This is a genomic window from Pseudomonas sp. NPDC088368, from assembly GCF_044753445.1.
Classification (GTDB): Bacteria; Pseudomonadota; Gammaproteobacteria; order Pseudomonadales; family Pseudomonadaceae; genus Aquipseudomonas; species Aquipseudomonas bambusae.
In genome coordinates this window covers 308,912-323,684 of record NZ_JBIVNG010000005.1, presented here as the reverse complement: position 1 = coordinate 323,684, position 14,773 = coordinate 308,912, and the positions used below count along the sequence as shown (strand labels likewise).

Sequence of the window (14,773 nt, the reverse complement as noted above, 5' to 3'; positions counted from 1 at the left end):
TCCGACAACGTGAGGCTGGAGTCCTGCATCAGCCAGTTGCGGTTGCTAAACGTTTTGAAAGCGCTTCTGCTTTACCCGCCGCTCCCCCGAATGCCTCTGCATTCGTCGGCGGCGCCCCAAGCAGCGGATGCCCATGCCCCGCTAGCTGCGTGGCCATCTCCTGCACCACGTCCAGCGTATTGCACAGCACCTTGAAGGTCTTCACACTCTCCGACCCCGCATGATTCTTCGGTGCAACAAGCCGCTGACTGATCTGACTCACACTCTCCCGAATCACCTGAATCCGCTCCACCATATCCCTGGCCACCGCCGCATTATGTTTCTGCCCCACGGCCAGGTTCAGGTCCTGCCCGGTGGCCAAATGCAGATCGTCCACCGCCGCCAGGCTCGCAGACCCGCCCGACAACAGCTTGAGCGCGCCCAGCGCCTCGATCTTCTTCACGCCACCTACGGCAATCGAGCGGATAAGCAGGAAGCAAGCGCCACCGTGATGCCAAAATGATGGACGTATATGATCACAGCTTCCCGGTGGTCGACCCATCGGGAACATGAACCGGATGATCAGCGAACAGGGGCCGCAAGGATTGAAACTATGCCAGACATACTTGATTGGAAGGATATTGAAGCTGATTTCACAGATGGCCTTTTGCTTGGAAATGGAGCCAGTATCGCGCTTCATAAGGGTTTTGGTTACGCCAGCTTGTACAGCGAAGCTGTCAACCGCGGATTCATCACACCGCAGGTTGCTAAAATTTTTCGCCAGTTTGGCGTCAACGATTTCGAAGAGGTACTACGGAAGCTTTGGCACACCAAGCTAGTCCTCAATGCATTAGACTTGCCCTTTGTGAGAGTACAGGAGGCGTACACCGAGGTTCGGGCAGCACTGATAGCCACAGTTAGAGCCTCACATATCACGCCAAGGGACGCCGAGCCGCACTTGCCCCATATCTATGAATTTATGAAGCGCTTCCAAACCGTCGTTTCGCTCAACTATGACCTGATCGTCTATTGGGCAGCACAGCTCGGCAATGATCAGCTCGGTGTCACGTGGTTCAAAGACGCTTTCCAAACGGGACAGTTTAGCGAGGACTGGCAGCAATTCCGCCGACCCTACAGGGCAGCAGAAGGGGCGACTCTGTATTTTTATCCTCACGGGAACCTCGCACTAAAGAGAACACAAAACGGCGAAGGTAAGGTGGACAGAGGAAACGGACCTCTTCTTGAGACGATTCTTCGCCAATGGGAAAGTGAGATCTGCGTTCCTCTGTTCGTTTGTGAAGGCACCACTCACCACAAAAAAGATTCGATACGAAGCTCTTCCTATCTGCAGAGGGTATTTAGCGAGGTATTGCCGGATATCCAAGAATCATTGGTCATTTATGGCTGGAGCATGTCAGAACAGGATCAGCACATCGTGGACAAGCTTGGTCAACGCCCACCGAGACGGGTTGCTATATCAGTCCGTAATGGTAACCAACCGTTCGCAGTGACAGCCGAAAGAATCCTGGAAACCATAGGCGTTGAGGAAGTAGTTTTCTTCGACTCTGCTAGTGAAGGGTGCTGGAACAACCCACGCCCGCCCCGCCCACGTCTTTTTTGGTAGCTCGCCGCATGCGTAACGGATGGAAGATGAGCCCGGTAATAGCGGCTCTAAACGTATCCGTGACCTGACAACATTTTTTCTAAATAGCTGTTTCTATCGTTAAATTCACATGACTTGTAATCAGTAGGCGCCGGTTCGACTCCTGGTGCCGGCACCATACAAAACAAGGGCTCGCAGAAATGCGGGCCTTTTGTCTTTTTACCGTACCTGCGGCTTTCCTTCCAAATCACTCCGGCCAATCAACGGCCTGGAGTCAAACGCCCCCTATCCAGCCTCGCCATCTGCCTACATGATCCTCGTCAGGCTTATCCAGACACTCGCCATCCATTGATTCGGGAAGATCGTTTGCGATCATCCAAATTGTCACGCGATGTGACCAGTCCTCAACCATACGGTCTCGCAGATATACCGAGAAATGCATGCTTTCCAGTGCGAACTGTGATTATCGCAATGGACTTTTCCTACACAATAACAGGCAATGTCTGAAGATTCTTCGTTTCCCTGATCACCGTGCAATAAGCCCTCTTGTTTGTCGAAAAACAAATGACGTTAAATCCCGGCCGACACTCATTTAAACAGAGGAGGTTGATGATGATGATCGAACGGCTGCTGGGCTTTTTCAGGGACGCGCCAGAGAAAATCCTGCCGATATCAGACGAAGCAGCAATTGGCCCCTACACAGCAACAGAAGAAGATATTCGCAGCTGCTTTAGGTTGTTACTGGGGCGTTCTCCTTCGATCAAAGAATGGCACGGGCATAAACTTGCTGCAGGCCAGCAACTTCAAACCGTGGTTAACAAGTTTCTGAGCGCTGCTGAGTTTAAAGAAAGAGATACATCTTCGATTGTGATGGCCAATACGGCTCACGAAATCGTCGAGCTTGATAACCTGTCGATCTGCATCAGCAGCATGGATGAGGTGTGCGGGTTGCTCAGGACTGCAAAGACTTACGAACCGGGGGTTACATCTGTCATTGAGTGTGTACTGGCGCCCGGGATGACGTTCGTGGATATCGGTGCAAACATTGGTTATTTTTCGGTCCTGGCGTCGAAAAAGGTGTCTGACACTGGGAAGGTTTTTGCTATTGAGCCCTACGCCTACAACATTAAACTCATTCAAAAAAATATAGCCCTCAACCAGTGCGAGAATGTCGAAGTGCTGCCTTTTGCGTTATCAAAGAGCAAAGGTTTTCTCAGTTATGATGACAGTGCCGGCAACAGCGGCAATGTCGGTGGACTGGACAGCAATTTTGCGAATCTGTTGAAGTGCACTGTTGTTTATTGCATGCCACTGGATGATTTGATTGATCCTGCGATCAAGATTGACCTGATTAAAATGGACATTGAAGGTGCCGAGTACCTGGCGCTGCAGGGCATGCAGCGTACTCTTCGCGAACACACTCCCCTTATCATCAGTGAAATTTCCGACGAGTTCCTTAAGCGAGTCTCGGGTGTAACGTTGCCTCAATACCTCGAATTGCTATTGAAGCATGAGAGATACAACATTGCGGTGATAAAAACGCCAGAAGAAATCGTCCCGTGTGGTAGAGATATCCAACGGGTGGTTGAGATTTATACCGAATACGCATCAATGTGCATGGACGTAGTGGTGTACACGGATGACCAAAAAGACCTGCTAAAACTGAACATGTAGCTCGCTTTCTACGATGGCGAAAGCGTCCAACAAACTTGCTTTTCGCCATCCGCCGGCGCAGCGCCACTCGTCCGATACCCCCAATCCTTCACGAGTAGCAGGAACCGAACCTCAGCGAAACCACTCCAGTAAATAGCGGCTACGCTGCAACCTGACTGATCTGCCACACGTTTTATGGACTGCACCCACCCACATGGCAGTGACGATCCCATTTCCAGCAATGGAAGCCGTTTTGACCGTCTCGGGGAATGTATTCGCTCCATAGCCTGAATTCGCATGGCGCAGGTGCGTGCTTCGCGCATGTGTTGGTGCGCACAGGCTTTTGTGAAGACATATCAGTCGCCGCGACGACGGGGATGGCGATTCTCTACGGACGGGCAACTGCCTGTCGGCCATCCCCTGATCAGTTCGATTACCTAAAAAAGGGACTTACCATGAGCATTATCAGCAGCATTCTTGAAAAACTCGGGTTTGGGACGGCCAACGCCAGCACGCAGGCATCGCCAGATGCGCCGACTGCGCCCGCGACGGGGAGCGCGCCGCCTTCTCCTGGAGTAAGTAGCCAGCCTACGCCTGATCAGCTCAACGCCGAAATTACGAAGTTGAAGGAGGGCAATCCAGGGCTGAATCCCCAGTCGTCCATCGTTGACTTGCTCAAGGCATTGAAGCTCGACAGCAGCATGGAAAATCGGAAGAAGTTGGCCGAGGAGGTCGGGATTTCCTCCTATGAGGGCACGGCGGAGCAGAACATCGAGTTGCATAAAGCCGTGTTGAACAAGGCGACTCAGGGATAACGCCCGAACGATACGATGCGGCCTTATACCTGCACAAAAAGCTGCGCCTGAAGTCAGGCGCAGCTCGCGGTTTTCAGGCGTGATTCTTGTCCAATGTCCGCAACTTCTCGGGCAACGCCCACAACAATAAACCTGCCGCAATCACGCTGGTGACGCCGATCACGTACAGCGCTGGCGTGGTGCTGCCTGTCATGTCCTTGATGCTGCCGACCATGATCGGGCTGACGATGCCGCCGAACTGGCCGAGGGTGTTGATCAGCGCGATGCCGCCTGCCGCGCCTGCGCCTGCACCGGCCAGCAGTTTTGGTGGCAGGGTCCAGAATGCCGGGATGGAGGCAACGATGCCGCCACCGAGCATGGCCAGGGAGAGGATCAGCATACTGGTGTGCTGAGCGAAAATCCCGGCGCTGAAGAAGCCGATGGCGCCCAGCACAACCAGACCGCAGACAAATTTGCGACGCTCGCCGCTGGCGTCTGACAGGCGACCGATCACGACCATGCTGATCGCGCCACAAATATAAGGAATGGCGGTGAGTAGGCCGATCACGACAGGGCTTTCGACACCTGCGCTGCGAATCAGCTGAGGCGCCCAGAAGTTAAGGCCGTAGGACGCAACCTGAATCAGAAAGTAGATCAGGCCAAGCATCAGGAAGCCGGGCATCTTCAGGGCGGTCAGCAGCGAGCCATGTTTGTTGGGCTCATGCTGGGCGATGCGGCTGGAAAGGTAGGTTTTTTCAGCATCGGTCAGCCAGTGGGCGTCGGAAACGCGGTCCTTGAGGATCTTGAGCACGGCGATACCGAGTGCAATGCAAGGCAGGCCGCCGAGCAGGAACAGCCAGTGCCAGCCGCGCATCTGCATGACCCCGTCCATGTGACCCAATACCAGACCGGAGATCGGCGCACCGAGCAGACCGGCGAAGGCCGAGGCGAGAAACAGGATCGATGTGATGCGCCCACGGTAGGTTTGTGGGAACCACAGCGTCAGATAAAACAGTACGCCGGGTGCGAAACCGGCTTCCATCGCGCCGATGATGAAGCGCAGCACGTAGAACTGCCATTCAGCGTTGACGAACACCATCAGCGCAGTCGCGATGCCCCAGGAAATCATGATCCGGGCAATCCAGCGGCGGGCGCCAACCTTGTAGAGCATGATGTTGCTCGGCACCTCGAACAGCACGTAACCGATGACGAACAGGCTCGCGCCGAGGCCGTACGCGGTGTCGCTCAGGCTCAGGTCGGTTTGCAGCTGAAACTTGGCGAAGCTGATGTTGATGCGGTCAAAGAACGCGAACAGGTAGCAGACCATGATCAACGGCATCAGCCGCCACGCGACTTTGCGGATCAACGCTTTTTCGGCGTTCACAACGTCGACGACGCTGCTATTGGGGTTTAGAACGGAGATAGTCATTGCGGTCACTCCAGTTGGACTTCCCAAAGGGAGCCCTATTGTTTTTGTTGTCTGGACGAATGCGCGGCGAGGCGTATTCGTTCGTATTCGGTAAAGCGTTTGGCTACAGATGTCTCGCGATAAATCAGCCCGGCAGATGTTCAGGCGCGGGATGCAAATCACAGTTACGCCCTGCCTTGGCAACTTGCCCCGGCATTTCATGCCCGAGCAGCGCAGGCAGGCCGCGCGAGAGTTTCAGGAGATGCGGCAGGTCGACACCGGTCTCGATCCCCATTTCTTCGCACATGTTCACAAGGTCTTCAGTGCAGATATTTCCTGATGCGCCAGGCGCGAACGGGCAACCGCCCAAGCCACCCAACGACGCATCAAAACGGCGAGCGCCTGCCTCGTAGGCCGCGAGGACATTGCTGAGCCCCAACCCACGGGTGTTATGGAAGTGCAGCGTCAGTGCCGACGCGGGTATGCGGGTCAGCACGCGCTGTACCAGCCGATGCACCTGACGCGGGTTGGCCATGCCGGTTGTGTCCGCCAGCGAAATGCCCTGCATGCCCAGTTCCAGGTAGGCATCGACGATCTGCAGCACGCGGTCTTCGTCGATCTTGCCCTCGAATGGACAACCGAACGTCGTGGCGATAGAGCCGTTGAGACTCACGGGATGGCCAGCGGCGAAGGAAACGACGTCGCCAAACGCACTGAGCGACTGCTCGCAGCGCATGCGCATGTTCGCCAGGTTGTGGGTCTGGCTGGCGGACATCACCAGATTCAGCTCGTTGGCACCTGCGTCTATCGCACGCTGCGCCCCCTTGAGGTTGGGGATCAGCGCCACGTAAATCACGCCCGGGTGGCGCAAGATTCCACGAAACACCTCGTCGCCATCACGCAGCGCGGGAATGGCCTTGGGCGAAACAAAAGAGCCGGCCTCGATGCGGCTGAAACCGGCCAGAGAAAGCTGATCGATGAGCTCGATTTTGTCGGGTGTTTCGACCCAAGTGGGCTCGATTTGCAAACCGTCGCGCGGCGAAACTTCCTGGACGATCAAACGCTCGGAAAAGTCGGTGATCATTGCACCACCCCCTCTGTTTTGAGTTGTGCGATATCGGCAGCGGTCAGGCCCAGATCGCTCAGGACGCTGTCAGTGTGTTGCCCCAAGGCAGGGCCTTGCCAGTTCACCGAGCCCGGTGTTTCGGAGAGTTTGGGCACGATGCCGGGCATTTTCACGTTGGCGCCGCCGGGCAGTTGCGCGTCGAGGATCATCTCGCGCGCCTGATAGTGAGGGTCGGCCACAATGTCAGCGACGTTATAGATCCGGCCGGCGGGCACTTCCGCCTGTTCAAGTGCCTCAAGGACGTCGTCGATAGGCAAGCTGGACGACCAGGCGCTGATTACCGCATCGAGCATCTCGCTTTGCGCGGCACGGCCATCGTTCTGTGCAAGCTCAGGGGCTTCGGCCAGGTCAGAACGGCCAATCGTGTGCATCAAGCGCTTGAAAATCGGGTCGCTGTTGCCGGCGATGACGACAAATGCGCCATCAGCGGTCGGGTAGGTGTTGGAGGGTGCGATACCCGGCAGTGCACCACCAGTGCGCTCTCGAACATGGCCAAGCATGTCGTATTCCGGCACCAGGCTTTCCATGAGGTTGAACACGCTTTCGACCAGCGAGACGTCGACGACTTGGCCGTCGCCTTGCCCGGTTTTCACTCGCAGCAATGACATCAGCGCGCCCATCACAGCGTGCATCGAGGCCAGTGAATCACCCAGGCTGACGCCCACTCGCGCCGGAGGCGAACCGGGGGTGCCGGTGGTGTAACGGATGCCGCCCATGGCCTCGCCGATGGCACCAAAGCCCGGACGATCACGATAAGGACCGGACTGGCCGTAGCCTGAGATACGCACCAGCGTCAGCTTGGGGTTTAAAGCGTGTAGGACATCCCAGCCAAGACCGAGCTTTTCCAGCGCGCCAGGGCGCAGGTTTTCGATCAACACGTCGGCGCTTTCGGCCAGACGCTTGACGATCTCGATGCCTTCGGGGGATTTAAGGTTCAGCGACAGGGATTTTTTGTTCCGAGACTGGAGATACCACCAGAGAGAAGTGCCTTCGTGCAGCTTTCGCCATTTACGAAGCGGGTCACCCTGTCCCATGGATTCGATCTTGATCACCTCAGCGCCGAACTCGCCCATCAAGCGTGCGGCGAAGGGCGCTGCGATCAGTGTGCCGATTTCAATTACGCGCACACCGTTCAGGGGGCCTGTCATAGCGGATACCTCAGTGTTTCTTGGAATTTGTAACCAAGACTAGAGGACCGGGGTTTGGCAAATCCAACCGTATGTTGGCAAGCATCGTTCGCGAAACGCGAACGCTAGTGATGGTGCTGCTGAAGGTGATCGAACAGCAAGAGGCTGACCGGGGATAAGGCGGCCTTGTCGCGCACCACCAGAATCAACGTGCGTTTGGCCCACGCATCGCTCAAGCCTACGGCTGTCAGGCCTAATGGTGTGCCCAACAAATCAAACGCCTTACGCGGCAGGACGCCGATTCCCATGTTCGCCTGCACCATTCGGCACATGGCGTCGAAGCCCGGAACATGAATACGCACGCGTAGAGGTTTGCCATGGGAGCGCGCTGCCGTGTGGGTGCGCATGTTGATGGAGCTGGCGGCGTGCAGGCCGATGTGATCACTGCCCAGGGTGTCTTCGAAAGCGACGTGATCCCGTTGAGCCAGCGCATGGTCGGAGCGCATGACCACGACCAACTCGTCGCGCCTGTACGGCACGCTGTAGAGACCCTGAACATCGGTGTCTTCCGAACAGATGCCGATGTCGGCAACGCCGTCGATCAACCCTTGAACCACGCCGGTGCTGGGCCGCTCTTCCAGATCGACCTTGACCAACTCATGGCTGATGGTGAAGTCGTGCAGGTCTTCCGGGAGAAACTGAATAATCGCCGAAAGGTTCGCCAACATGCGTACATACCCGCGCATGCCTTGCAGGTGCTCATCGAGTTCAAGACCCATTTTTTCGAGGTCGAACAGCATGCGCCGAGCATGGTGCAGCAAGGTCTCACCCGCAGCGGTCAGCACCATGCCTTTGGCGTTGCGCACGAACAGCCCAATGCCCAAGACCTCTTCGAGCTCCATCAATCGCTTGCTGGCGGCCGATACAGCAATGGCCTCGCGGGCCGCTGCACGGGTCAGCGTGCCTTCTTCATGCACGGCAACGAACAGCTTGAGGGTGATCAGATCAAGGCGACGAATGAGATTTTTGTGAAGCATGGGCAGGTCTCGGCCACGGGGCCTGCCCAGCATATACGTAAAACGACGGCTGGCTATCACCCCACCAGAACAGGAATTTGAAAGACAACAAATCAGAGATGTGGATCAATATCGTCTTCTAAACATCTGCAAACTGATTGAATATTTCAGACGTTCAGGAATTTGGTCTGACCGTGTAATTCAACGGCCAATGTCAGAATTTGTTTTTTCCCGGGCGAATCGAGGCGATAAAACAGGAGCAACATTCTGGCCTCTTCATCATCAGCGCTATAAAAATAAGCGGGCGGAAGATCCAGAGCCGCCGCAATTTGAATGATGGTTAATGAATTGGGCGTGTGTTTATTGTTTTCGTATTGATTCATCCGCGCACTGGCGGAGGCGGGATCAATCCCTGATTCAATGCCCAACCGCTCCTGAGACAGGCCGGCAGCCGTTCGGGCCTCCTTCAAACGCTTACTAAAAATGCTCATTTATTAGCCGCTAAAAGGCTAAGAGATTCTTAGAATCAGGTTGACCGCGTACTAAGACATACTTAGGATCTGAAATTATCTGCACCGCCGTTTTATCCAAATAATGGTGTTCTCGAGGTCCGGCTGTCTGTTTCAGACAAATCGCCTCCCCCAAACTCAGAGAGCGTCGCCTATGAATATCGAAGCACGCCTCTACTCACTTCAGCTTTTGCTTGAAAATAGCGTCCAGGGTAAGGCCCCAATACCTGCGGCCCGCGTACTGGAATGGTTGACTGAGTTGAAAGATGTAAAGAGCCATGTGGGCGCCGTCAGCGCGGCGATGCAGCAGGTAGCGAACGTTAATATGGCGCTGGAGCTGACGACCCGCCTGCTCGAGGCGGCTCACACCGAAAAGCTCGATGCGGATCAGATCTGGTGCTTGATCGATCCGTTACGCGAAAAGCTGGATAGCGCCGTAGAGGAGATGAGGCTGTCTCTGTGATAGCACGATTGGGCTGAGGGATGTCGAATCATTGTCCTGCAGCGCCTGATTCTGCCAGACGGTCTCCCTAAACTGACTCAAAACCCTCGTCGCCCCCACCATTCGTCGTCAACGATGCCCCACAAGCCTTGCACACCTGAGGCTCTGCGGCAGCGATATCACGCGCCCCCTCCCCGATCACGCGCCCATCTAGTAACGTATAGGCATTCCGACTGGCCCGCGCCTTCGCCCGCAGCGACAGCGACCCGTCACCCGAAACACCAGAGAAGGCCCAACCGTGCACAATGTTCGATTGATCAAATACGTCTGGACCCATCAGACCCCCGAAATTTCTTCTGAATGGTCGAAGCTTCTGTATGAGGTCGAGTTGCCGTTCGTGCCCTTCCATGGCCTGAACATTCAACTGCCCGATCAACGCGCCTGGCGAATCCGGGACGTTGAGTGGAACGTTGAAGAGCAGACCTTTCGCTGTCACATCGAAGATCAGTTCATGAACCTGCTGGACGTCGACGATTCCTATGAGGACTGGATCGACATGTTGCTCGAATGTGGATGGGAACTGAGCGGCCGCTACACCAATGAGCACAATAAGACGTGAGTCTTGTGAAGCCCTCGCAGCTTGAATGTTGTACCTTTCCAGCAAAATCATGAGCGGCTTTCCGACCGACTCGTGAGCCAGGCAAGAGGCCTGCCCTGACAGGCCCTGTATTTACCTTGAGCGCTGCTGCCATGAAATGGATTTCCCGCTTTATCCGATACGCCATCAGTGCGGTATTGGCAGGTCCACCCATGGCATTCGCCACCTCCGCCGTTGACCTTTACGTTCCCGAAGCGCCACCGTTGACCATGCTCAATCAGGCAGACGCGCACGGCATCGTGGGCGACATTGTGGTACAGGCAATGGCGATGACGGGATACTCGGGCAACTTTGTCTCTCCGCCCTGGCCCCGTGCACAACGGGAAGTCAGCAATGGCAAAGACATGCTGATCGCCCCGCTCACGCGCACGCAAAGCCGAGAAGGCCTCTTCACCTGGATCGCCCCGGTGATGACGATGGACCGTACGTTTTTCAGCCTCGATCAGCGCGTCGATACCTTCGACGAAGCAAAGAAAGCCTTCAAGCTCATCGCCGTGGGAATCGGCACAGCGCAGGAAACCCGCCTACGCGAAGAAGGCTTCCCCGCCTCGCAAATCTACCCGTTGAAGATCGGTGAAAACCCGGCTCAAATGCTGCTCAAAGGACGTGTGGATGCGTGGTTCAACGGCGTGCCTGAAACCCGCTACATCTGGAAGCAAATCAGCGACCGCCCACTGGTGATGAGCCGAGTGTTGATGACCGCAAACCTCTACCTGGCCTGCTCCAAGGATTGCGACCCGCAGATGGTCGAACGCCTGCGCACGGCCCTCGATACGCTGGAAGCCAATGGCACGTCGGCGAGGATTGAGTCGGGGTATGTGAAAGGGTTACCGGTTTGGTGAGATTGGGCGAACGCAGCAAGGTTCGCCCAGCGACACGAGGGATCACGGCAACAGGATAATCTTGTCCGCACTGCCCTCATTCACTTCTGCGTAACGTGCGAGCCCTTCTTCAATTGGCGTCTCGATCAAGTCGGTCGGCAGCGGCAACGTGCCGTCGTCAAACAGTTTGCCGAACTGCTCCAGCATCCGCGCGCAGGCTTCGACGCCGTACAGCAACGAATTGACGCCCACCACCGAGCCACCTTTGCGGTACAGCGCCAGCGCTGGCAGTTGGACGTGGCCGTCTACCGGGGCGGCGATGATTGCGATGCGGCCGAACTGCGCCAGCGCCTGTACCGAGGCGGGCAGCCAGAAACCGGTGGTGTCGAAGATCACATCCGCGCCGCCCTGGAAGACTGAGTTCACTTGGGCCGAGAGTTCTTCAGGCTTGCCCAGCAGAATGGCGTTGTAGCCTTGGTCCTGGAGGGCTTTGACCTGTTCCGGACGGCGTACGGCAGCCAGCACTTGGGCTCCGCGGACTTTAGCCAACGCGATGGCAGCGCTGCCGACTGCACCATTGGCACCGATCACCAGCAAGCGGGTATCGGCTTTTACCAGACTGCGCTCCAACGCATCCCATGCGGTGGTGTACGGCACACCCAGACTCGCGGCCTGCACGAAACTCAAGGACTTGGGTTTGAGCGCCACGCCTTTGGCGGACAACGTGATGTAACCCGCGTGGGAGCCATTACGCGAGAAACCGATCTGGTTGCCTGTGCCCCAGACTTCCTCACCAATCAACTCACTTGGACCTTCGACGACGACGCCTGCGAAGTCGCGACCGGGCACCCGTGGCAGCGTCGTGTAAGGGAAACGGCCCATGACGTTTTTCACGTCGCTCGGGTTCAGCCCTGCCGCTTTGATCTGTACGAGAACCTCGTCCGCTGCAGGAACGGGAGTGGGCAGTTCAACGACTTCCAGTGCAGCCAGGTCGCCGGTTCGGGAAAATTGCAGTGCTTTCATGGCGTTCAAATCCAGAGTGGGAATACAGAATTCGTTCTATTCAGGACATCAGGTTGGCGAACAGCTGGCGGCCCATGGGCCACAGCTTTTCCCCCGCCTGCATGCCGAGCAGCCCGACCAACGCCACCAAGGGCGGCGCGGGTGAGCGAAAGTCGAGTGCGCCGTACAGCAAACCGACGGCGATACCAATGGCGAGTGAAATGATGTAGCTCATGACGAACTCCGGGGGCCTGGCGTCGTGAAGTACGACTGCCGTGGGCGATGGACCAGAGTTTAGGGAAAGGTGGAAATGCCTACCGGCCAAGTGCTTCTGAATTTCGGACAGGCTGAACGTAACGTCCAGACCGCAGGCGTGAACGTGCTCATTCCCACAGAGATGTCTGGCGATTACGCCATTTCGCCCAACGGATACTGCGATGGCGCCATGCCCAGCTCACGTCGGAACATGTCGCTAAAACTGCTCGGCGAATACCCCATCGAACGCGCAATGGTGCTGACCGGCACGCCCTGAATGATCTCCGCCACCGCCGTCGCCAATTGCACCTGCCTGCGCCATTCGGCGAAACCCATGCCCAGCGTGCCCTGAAACAACCGGGATAGCGTGCGCACACTGGCCCCGGCGTTTTCGGCATGTTGCTCGAACGAGATGCCAATGGAGGGTTCGATCATCACCGCCTGACAAATATTCATCAGTCGACGGTCGCTGTCGTCGGGCATCGGCACCTTCAGCAGCGACCGCTTGGCCCGTCGAAGCTCCAGCAACGCCAGACCGACCAAGGCGCTGTAATATTCGGAATCCTTGTCCTGCTCGGCCACCAGATTGACGATCAGCTCGCGCAACAGCCGCGCCACTTCGAATACCTGAACGGTCGGCTCCAGCGTCTCGGACAACGCTGGGCGCAGGTAGATGTTGCGCATCTCCAGGTCCGACACCACGCGAATGCCATGAGACACCCCCGGCGGCAACCAGACCGCCCGCTGTGGCGGCACCACCAATGCCTCGTTGGGTGTTTCGACCCACATCACCCCTGACATGGCATAAAGCACCTGCCCCCAGTCATGCTCATGCGGTTCGATGTAAAGCCCGCGCGGGTACGTGCGCGAAACACGCTGAACCGGAACGGTGGTGTTGGTGAGATCGGGAGGGGCGGCAAGGGCCATGAGAGTGACCAACAAAAGATCGGGTGTGGGCAATGTTAGCGAGACGGGACCAACGTTGACCAGCGAATAGCCCATCCAGGCGAGCACTTGAACAAAAACGCCCCGATCTCTCGACCGGGGCGCTCTTTTGCCGCTTTAGCTCAACCGCCGTTCAACATTAGAAAACGTTGATCGGGTAGGTGATGAAGATGCGGGTTTCGTTACCCCCAACGTTGTAGTTGGAAGCGTTGTCCGACACACGCAGCCAGGAGTTGCGCAGGCGCAGGGACAGGTCTTTGGCCGGGCCGCTCTGGACCACGTAGGTCATCTGGCTGAACAGTTCGTGCTCTTCGCCATCGCCACGGTTGGTGCCATCGTCGATGTTGTCGCCGCGCACGTAAGCCACTTTGTAGCTCAGGCCTGGAGTCACGAGGGTCGACAGGTTAACGCCGTAGCCCAACTGCCACGAACGCTCGTCCTTGGCGTTGAAGTCCGACCAGTAGGAGTTGGTCAGGTAGATGGAGTTGCCGCCATCGCTGAAACCGCCATTGTTGCGATAACCGCCGTAGTTGTAGCCGGTTTCGCCGGTGCTGCGCTGGTGCGCGATGGTGAAGGAGTGGATGCCCACTGCCCACGTCGCCGCCAGGCTCCAGATTTTGTTGTCACGGGCGTCATCGACCGCCACGTCACGATCCAGCTTGGTCTTGTAGCCGTTGAAGTCGAACGTCAGCGACTGGTCGGTCGGCAGCGCGAGGACGTAGTTCAGGTTGACGTACTGCTTCTTCAGCGTGTCTTCGTCATCGGAGGCGTAGTAGGCCGCGCTGAACGCATCGGAGAATTTGTACGCGCCGCCGTAGACGTTGATGCTTTTCAGATCACCGCTGTCGCGGCCTTCGGCACTCTTGCGGGTCTGAGCGGTGAAGCGGCCTGCAACCAGCGTCAGGTCCTTGATCTCTTTCGAGGTGATCATGGTGCCGGTATAGGTTTCTGGCAGCAGACGCGAGTTGTCGTAACTCAGCACCGGCAGCTCCGGCATCATGTCGCCGTATTTCAGCTCGGTGTTGGAGATGCGGAATTTGACCGCGCCGCCGAAGCGGGACAGGTCGTCAGCGGCTTTGCCGTTGCTGTCTTGCTTGAAGAAGTCGATGCCGCCTGCGCCGCTTTTGCCGCGGCCGCCGTCCAGACGAACAGCGTACAGGCCGAATGCGTCAACGCCGACGCCCACAGTGCCCTGGGTGTAACCGGACGAGTAGTTGGCGATGAAGCCTTGGCCCCATTCAGCGCGGTCTTGAGGACCACCTTTGTAATCGCGGTTGATGTAGACGTTACGCAGATTGACGTTGAGGCTGCTGTCTTCGACGAAGCCTTTGGAGTCGGCTTGGCCGTCAGCCATGGCCTGAGTGGCCGCCAGGATGCCCAGAGCGAGCAGACCGATACGCTGTTTCATCTTGTTGTCCTTGTTGGCAGAGTGATC

At 56.9% G+C, this 14,773-nt stretch carries 15 protein-coding genes and 1 pseudogene; 6 read left to right on the top strand and 10 right to left on the bottom strand.

Annotated elements, in window-relative coordinates; genetic code table 11:
• Positions 1-28: 28 nt before the first annotated feature.
• Positions 29-454, bottom strand: a pseudogene (locus tag ACIQAL_RS13020) (hypothetical protein); the annotation flags it as partial.
• A 138-nt stretch (positions 455-592) separates the two neighbouring features.
• Between ACIQAL_RS13020 and ACIQAL_RS13015 the strand changes: the two are divergent.
• From ACIQAL_RS13015 to ACIQAL_RS13005, 3 genes are all read left to right on the top strand, one after another.
• Positions 593-1,603 (top strand): DUF4917 family protein, encoded by a 1,011-nt coding sequence (locus ACIQAL_RS13015; RefSeq protein ID WP_401145845.1) that lies wholly within the window; start codon positions 593-595, stop codon positions 1,601-1,603.
• Between the two features lie 588 nt (positions 1,604-2,191).
• Positions 2,192-3,256, top strand: a complete 1,065-nt coding sequence (locus ACIQAL_RS13010) for an FkbM family methyltransferase (RefSeq protein ID WP_401145843.1) — start codon at positions 2,192-2,194, stop codon at positions 3,254-3,256.
• Positions 3,257-3,690: 434 nt separating this feature from the next.
• Entirely contained in the window at positions 3,691-4,050 is a 360-nt protein-coding gene (locus ACIQAL_RS13005) for a DUF3597 family protein (protein ID WP_401145841.1), read from the top strand.
• 73 nt (positions 4,051-4,123) lie between these two features.
• Here the strand turns inward: ACIQAL_RS13005 and ACIQAL_RS13000 are convergent, their stop codons facing one another.
• The 5 genes from ACIQAL_RS13000 to ACIQAL_RS12980 form a co-directional block, all read right to left on the bottom strand.
• Positions 4,124-5,458, bottom strand: a complete 1,335-nt coding sequence (locus ACIQAL_RS13000) for an MFS transporter (protein WP_401145838.1) — start codon at positions 5,456-5,458, stop codon at positions 4,124-4,126.
• Between the two features lie 124 nt (positions 5,459-5,582).
• Complete coding sequence (locus ACIQAL_RS12995) at positions 5,583-6,521, bottom strand: hydroxymethylglutaryl-CoA lyase (RefSeq protein WP_166594201.1); 939 nt, start codon at positions 6,519-6,521, stop codon at positions 5,583-5,585.
• Positions 6,518-7,711, bottom strand: a complete 1,194-nt coding sequence (locus ACIQAL_RS12990) for a CaiB/BaiF CoA transferase family protein (RefSeq protein ID WP_401145836.1) — start codon at positions 7,709-7,711, stop codon at positions 6,518-6,520. The genes ACIQAL_RS12995 and ACIQAL_RS12990 overlap by 4 nt, the downstream gene beginning before the upstream one ends.
• A gap of 104 nt (positions 7,712-7,815) precedes the next feature.
• Complete coding sequence (locus ACIQAL_RS12985; RefSeq protein ID WP_401145833.1) at positions 7,816-8,727, bottom strand: LysR family transcriptional regulator; 912 nt, start codon at positions 8,725-8,727, stop codon at positions 7,816-7,818.
• Between the two features lie 146 nt (positions 8,728-8,873).
• Positions 8,874-9,197, bottom strand: a complete 324-nt coding sequence (locus ACIQAL_RS12980) for a helix-turn-helix domain-containing protein (RefSeq protein WP_166594198.1) — start codon at positions 9,195-9,197, stop codon at positions 8,874-8,876.
• Positions 9,198-9,369: 172 nt separating this feature from the next.
• Here ACIQAL_RS12980 and ACIQAL_RS12975 point away from each other — a divergent pair, with 172 nt between their 5' ends.
• The 3 genes from ACIQAL_RS12975 to ACIQAL_RS12965 all read left to right on the top strand — a co-directional run bounded on the left by ACIQAL_RS12975 (position 9,370) and on the right by ACIQAL_RS12965 (position 11,157).
• Entirely contained in the window at positions 9,370-9,678 is a 309-nt protein-coding gene (locus tag ACIQAL_RS12975; protein WP_401145831.1) for a hypothetical protein, read from the top strand.
• A 277-nt stretch (positions 9,679-9,955) separates the two neighbouring features.
• The gene (locus ACIQAL_RS12970) at positions 9,956-10,276 is read left to right on the top strand and encodes a hypothetical protein (RefSeq protein WP_074757986.1); all 321 of its coding nucleotides are present in this window, start codon (positions 9,956-9,958) and stop codon (positions 10,274-10,276) included.
• A 131-nt stretch (positions 10,277-10,407) separates the two neighbouring features.
• Positions 10,408-11,157, top strand: a complete 750-nt coding sequence (locus ACIQAL_RS12965; RefSeq protein WP_401145829.1) for a substrate-binding periplasmic protein — start codon at positions 10,408-10,410, stop codon at positions 11,155-11,157.
• A gap of 42 nt (positions 11,158-11,199) precedes the next feature.
• Here the strand turns inward: ACIQAL_RS12965 and ACIQAL_RS12960 are convergent, their stop codons facing one another.
• From ACIQAL_RS12960 to ACIQAL_RS12945, 4 genes are all read right to left on the bottom strand, one after another.
• Positions 11,200-12,159, bottom strand: a complete 960-nt coding sequence (locus tag ACIQAL_RS12960; RefSeq protein WP_401145826.1) for a zinc-binding alcohol dehydrogenase family protein — start codon at positions 12,157-12,159, stop codon at positions 11,200-11,202.
• A gap of 40 nt (positions 12,160-12,199) precedes the next feature.
• Entirely contained in the window at positions 12,200-12,373 is a 174-nt protein-coding gene (locus ACIQAL_RS12955; RefSeq protein WP_166594195.1) for a DUF1427 family protein, read from the bottom strand.
• Between the two features lie 173 nt (positions 12,374-12,546).
• Positions 12,547-13,320: an AraC family transcriptional regulator gene (locus ACIQAL_RS12950; RefSeq protein ID WP_401145824.1), complete on the bottom strand. Its 774-nt coding sequence runs from the start codon at positions 13,318-13,320 to the stop codon at positions 12,547-12,549.
• 157 nt (positions 13,321-13,477) lie between these two features.
• Positions 13,478-14,746, bottom strand: a complete 1,269-nt coding sequence (locus ACIQAL_RS12945; protein WP_341960664.1) for an OprD family porin — start codon at positions 14,744-14,746, stop codon at positions 13,478-13,480.
• Positions 14,747-14,773 lie beyond the last annotated feature (27 nt).

Bases quoted from the DNA above. Each gene is read 5' to 3' on its own strand.
- ACIQAL_RS13015 (WP_401145845.1), top strand. From the start codon at position 593: ATGCCAGACATACTTGATTGGAAGGATATTGAAGCTGATTTCACAGAT.
- ACIQAL_RS13010 (WP_401145843.1), top strand. From the start codon at position 2,192: ATGATGATGATCGAACGGCTGCTGGGCTTTTTCAGGGACGCGCCAGAG.
- ACIQAL_RS13005 (WP_401145841.1), top strand. From the start codon at position 3,691: ATGAGCATTATCAGCAGCATTCTTGAAAAACTCGGGTTTGGGACGGCC.
- ACIQAL_RS13000 (WP_401145838.1), bottom strand. From the start codon at position 5,458: ATGACTATCTCCGTTCTAAACCCCAATAGCAGCGTCGTCGACGTTGTG.
- ACIQAL_RS12995 (WP_166594201.1), bottom strand. From the start codon at position 6,521: ATGATCACCGACTTTTCCGAGCGTTTGATCGTCCAGGAAGTTTCGCCG.
- ACIQAL_RS12990 (WP_401145836.1), bottom strand. From the start codon at position 7,711: ATGACAGGCCCCCTGAACGGTGTGCGCGTAATTGAAATCGGCACACTG.
- ACIQAL_RS12985 (WP_401145833.1), bottom strand. From the start codon at position 8,727: ATGCTTCACAAAAATCTCATTCGTCGCCTTGATCTGATCACCCTCAAG.
- ACIQAL_RS12980 (WP_166594198.1), bottom strand. From the start codon at position 9,197: ATGAGCATTTTTAGTAAGCGTTTGAAGGAGGCCCGAACGGCTGCCGGC.
- ACIQAL_RS12975 (WP_401145831.1), top strand. From the start codon at position 9,370: ATGAATATCGAAGCACGCCTCTACTCACTTCAGCTTTTGCTTGAAAAT.
- ACIQAL_RS12965 (WP_401145829.1), top strand. From the start codon at position 10,408: ATGAAATGGATTTCCCGCTTTATCCGATACGCCATCAGTGCGGTATTG.
- ACIQAL_RS12960 (WP_401145826.1), bottom strand. From the start codon at position 12,159: ATGAAAGCACTGCAATTTTCCCGAACCGGCGACCTGGCTGCACTGGAA.
- ACIQAL_RS12955 (WP_166594195.1), bottom strand. From the start codon at position 12,373: ATGAGCTACATCATTTCACTCGCCATTGGTATCGCCGTCGGTTTGCTG.
- ACIQAL_RS12950 (WP_401145824.1), bottom strand. From the start codon at position 13,320: ATGGCCCTTGCCGCCCCTCCCGATCTCACCAACACCACCGTTCCGGTT.
- ACIQAL_RS12945 (WP_341960664.1), bottom strand. From the start codon at position 14,746: ATGAAACAGCGTATCGGTCTGCTCGCTCTGGGCATCCTGGCGGCCACT.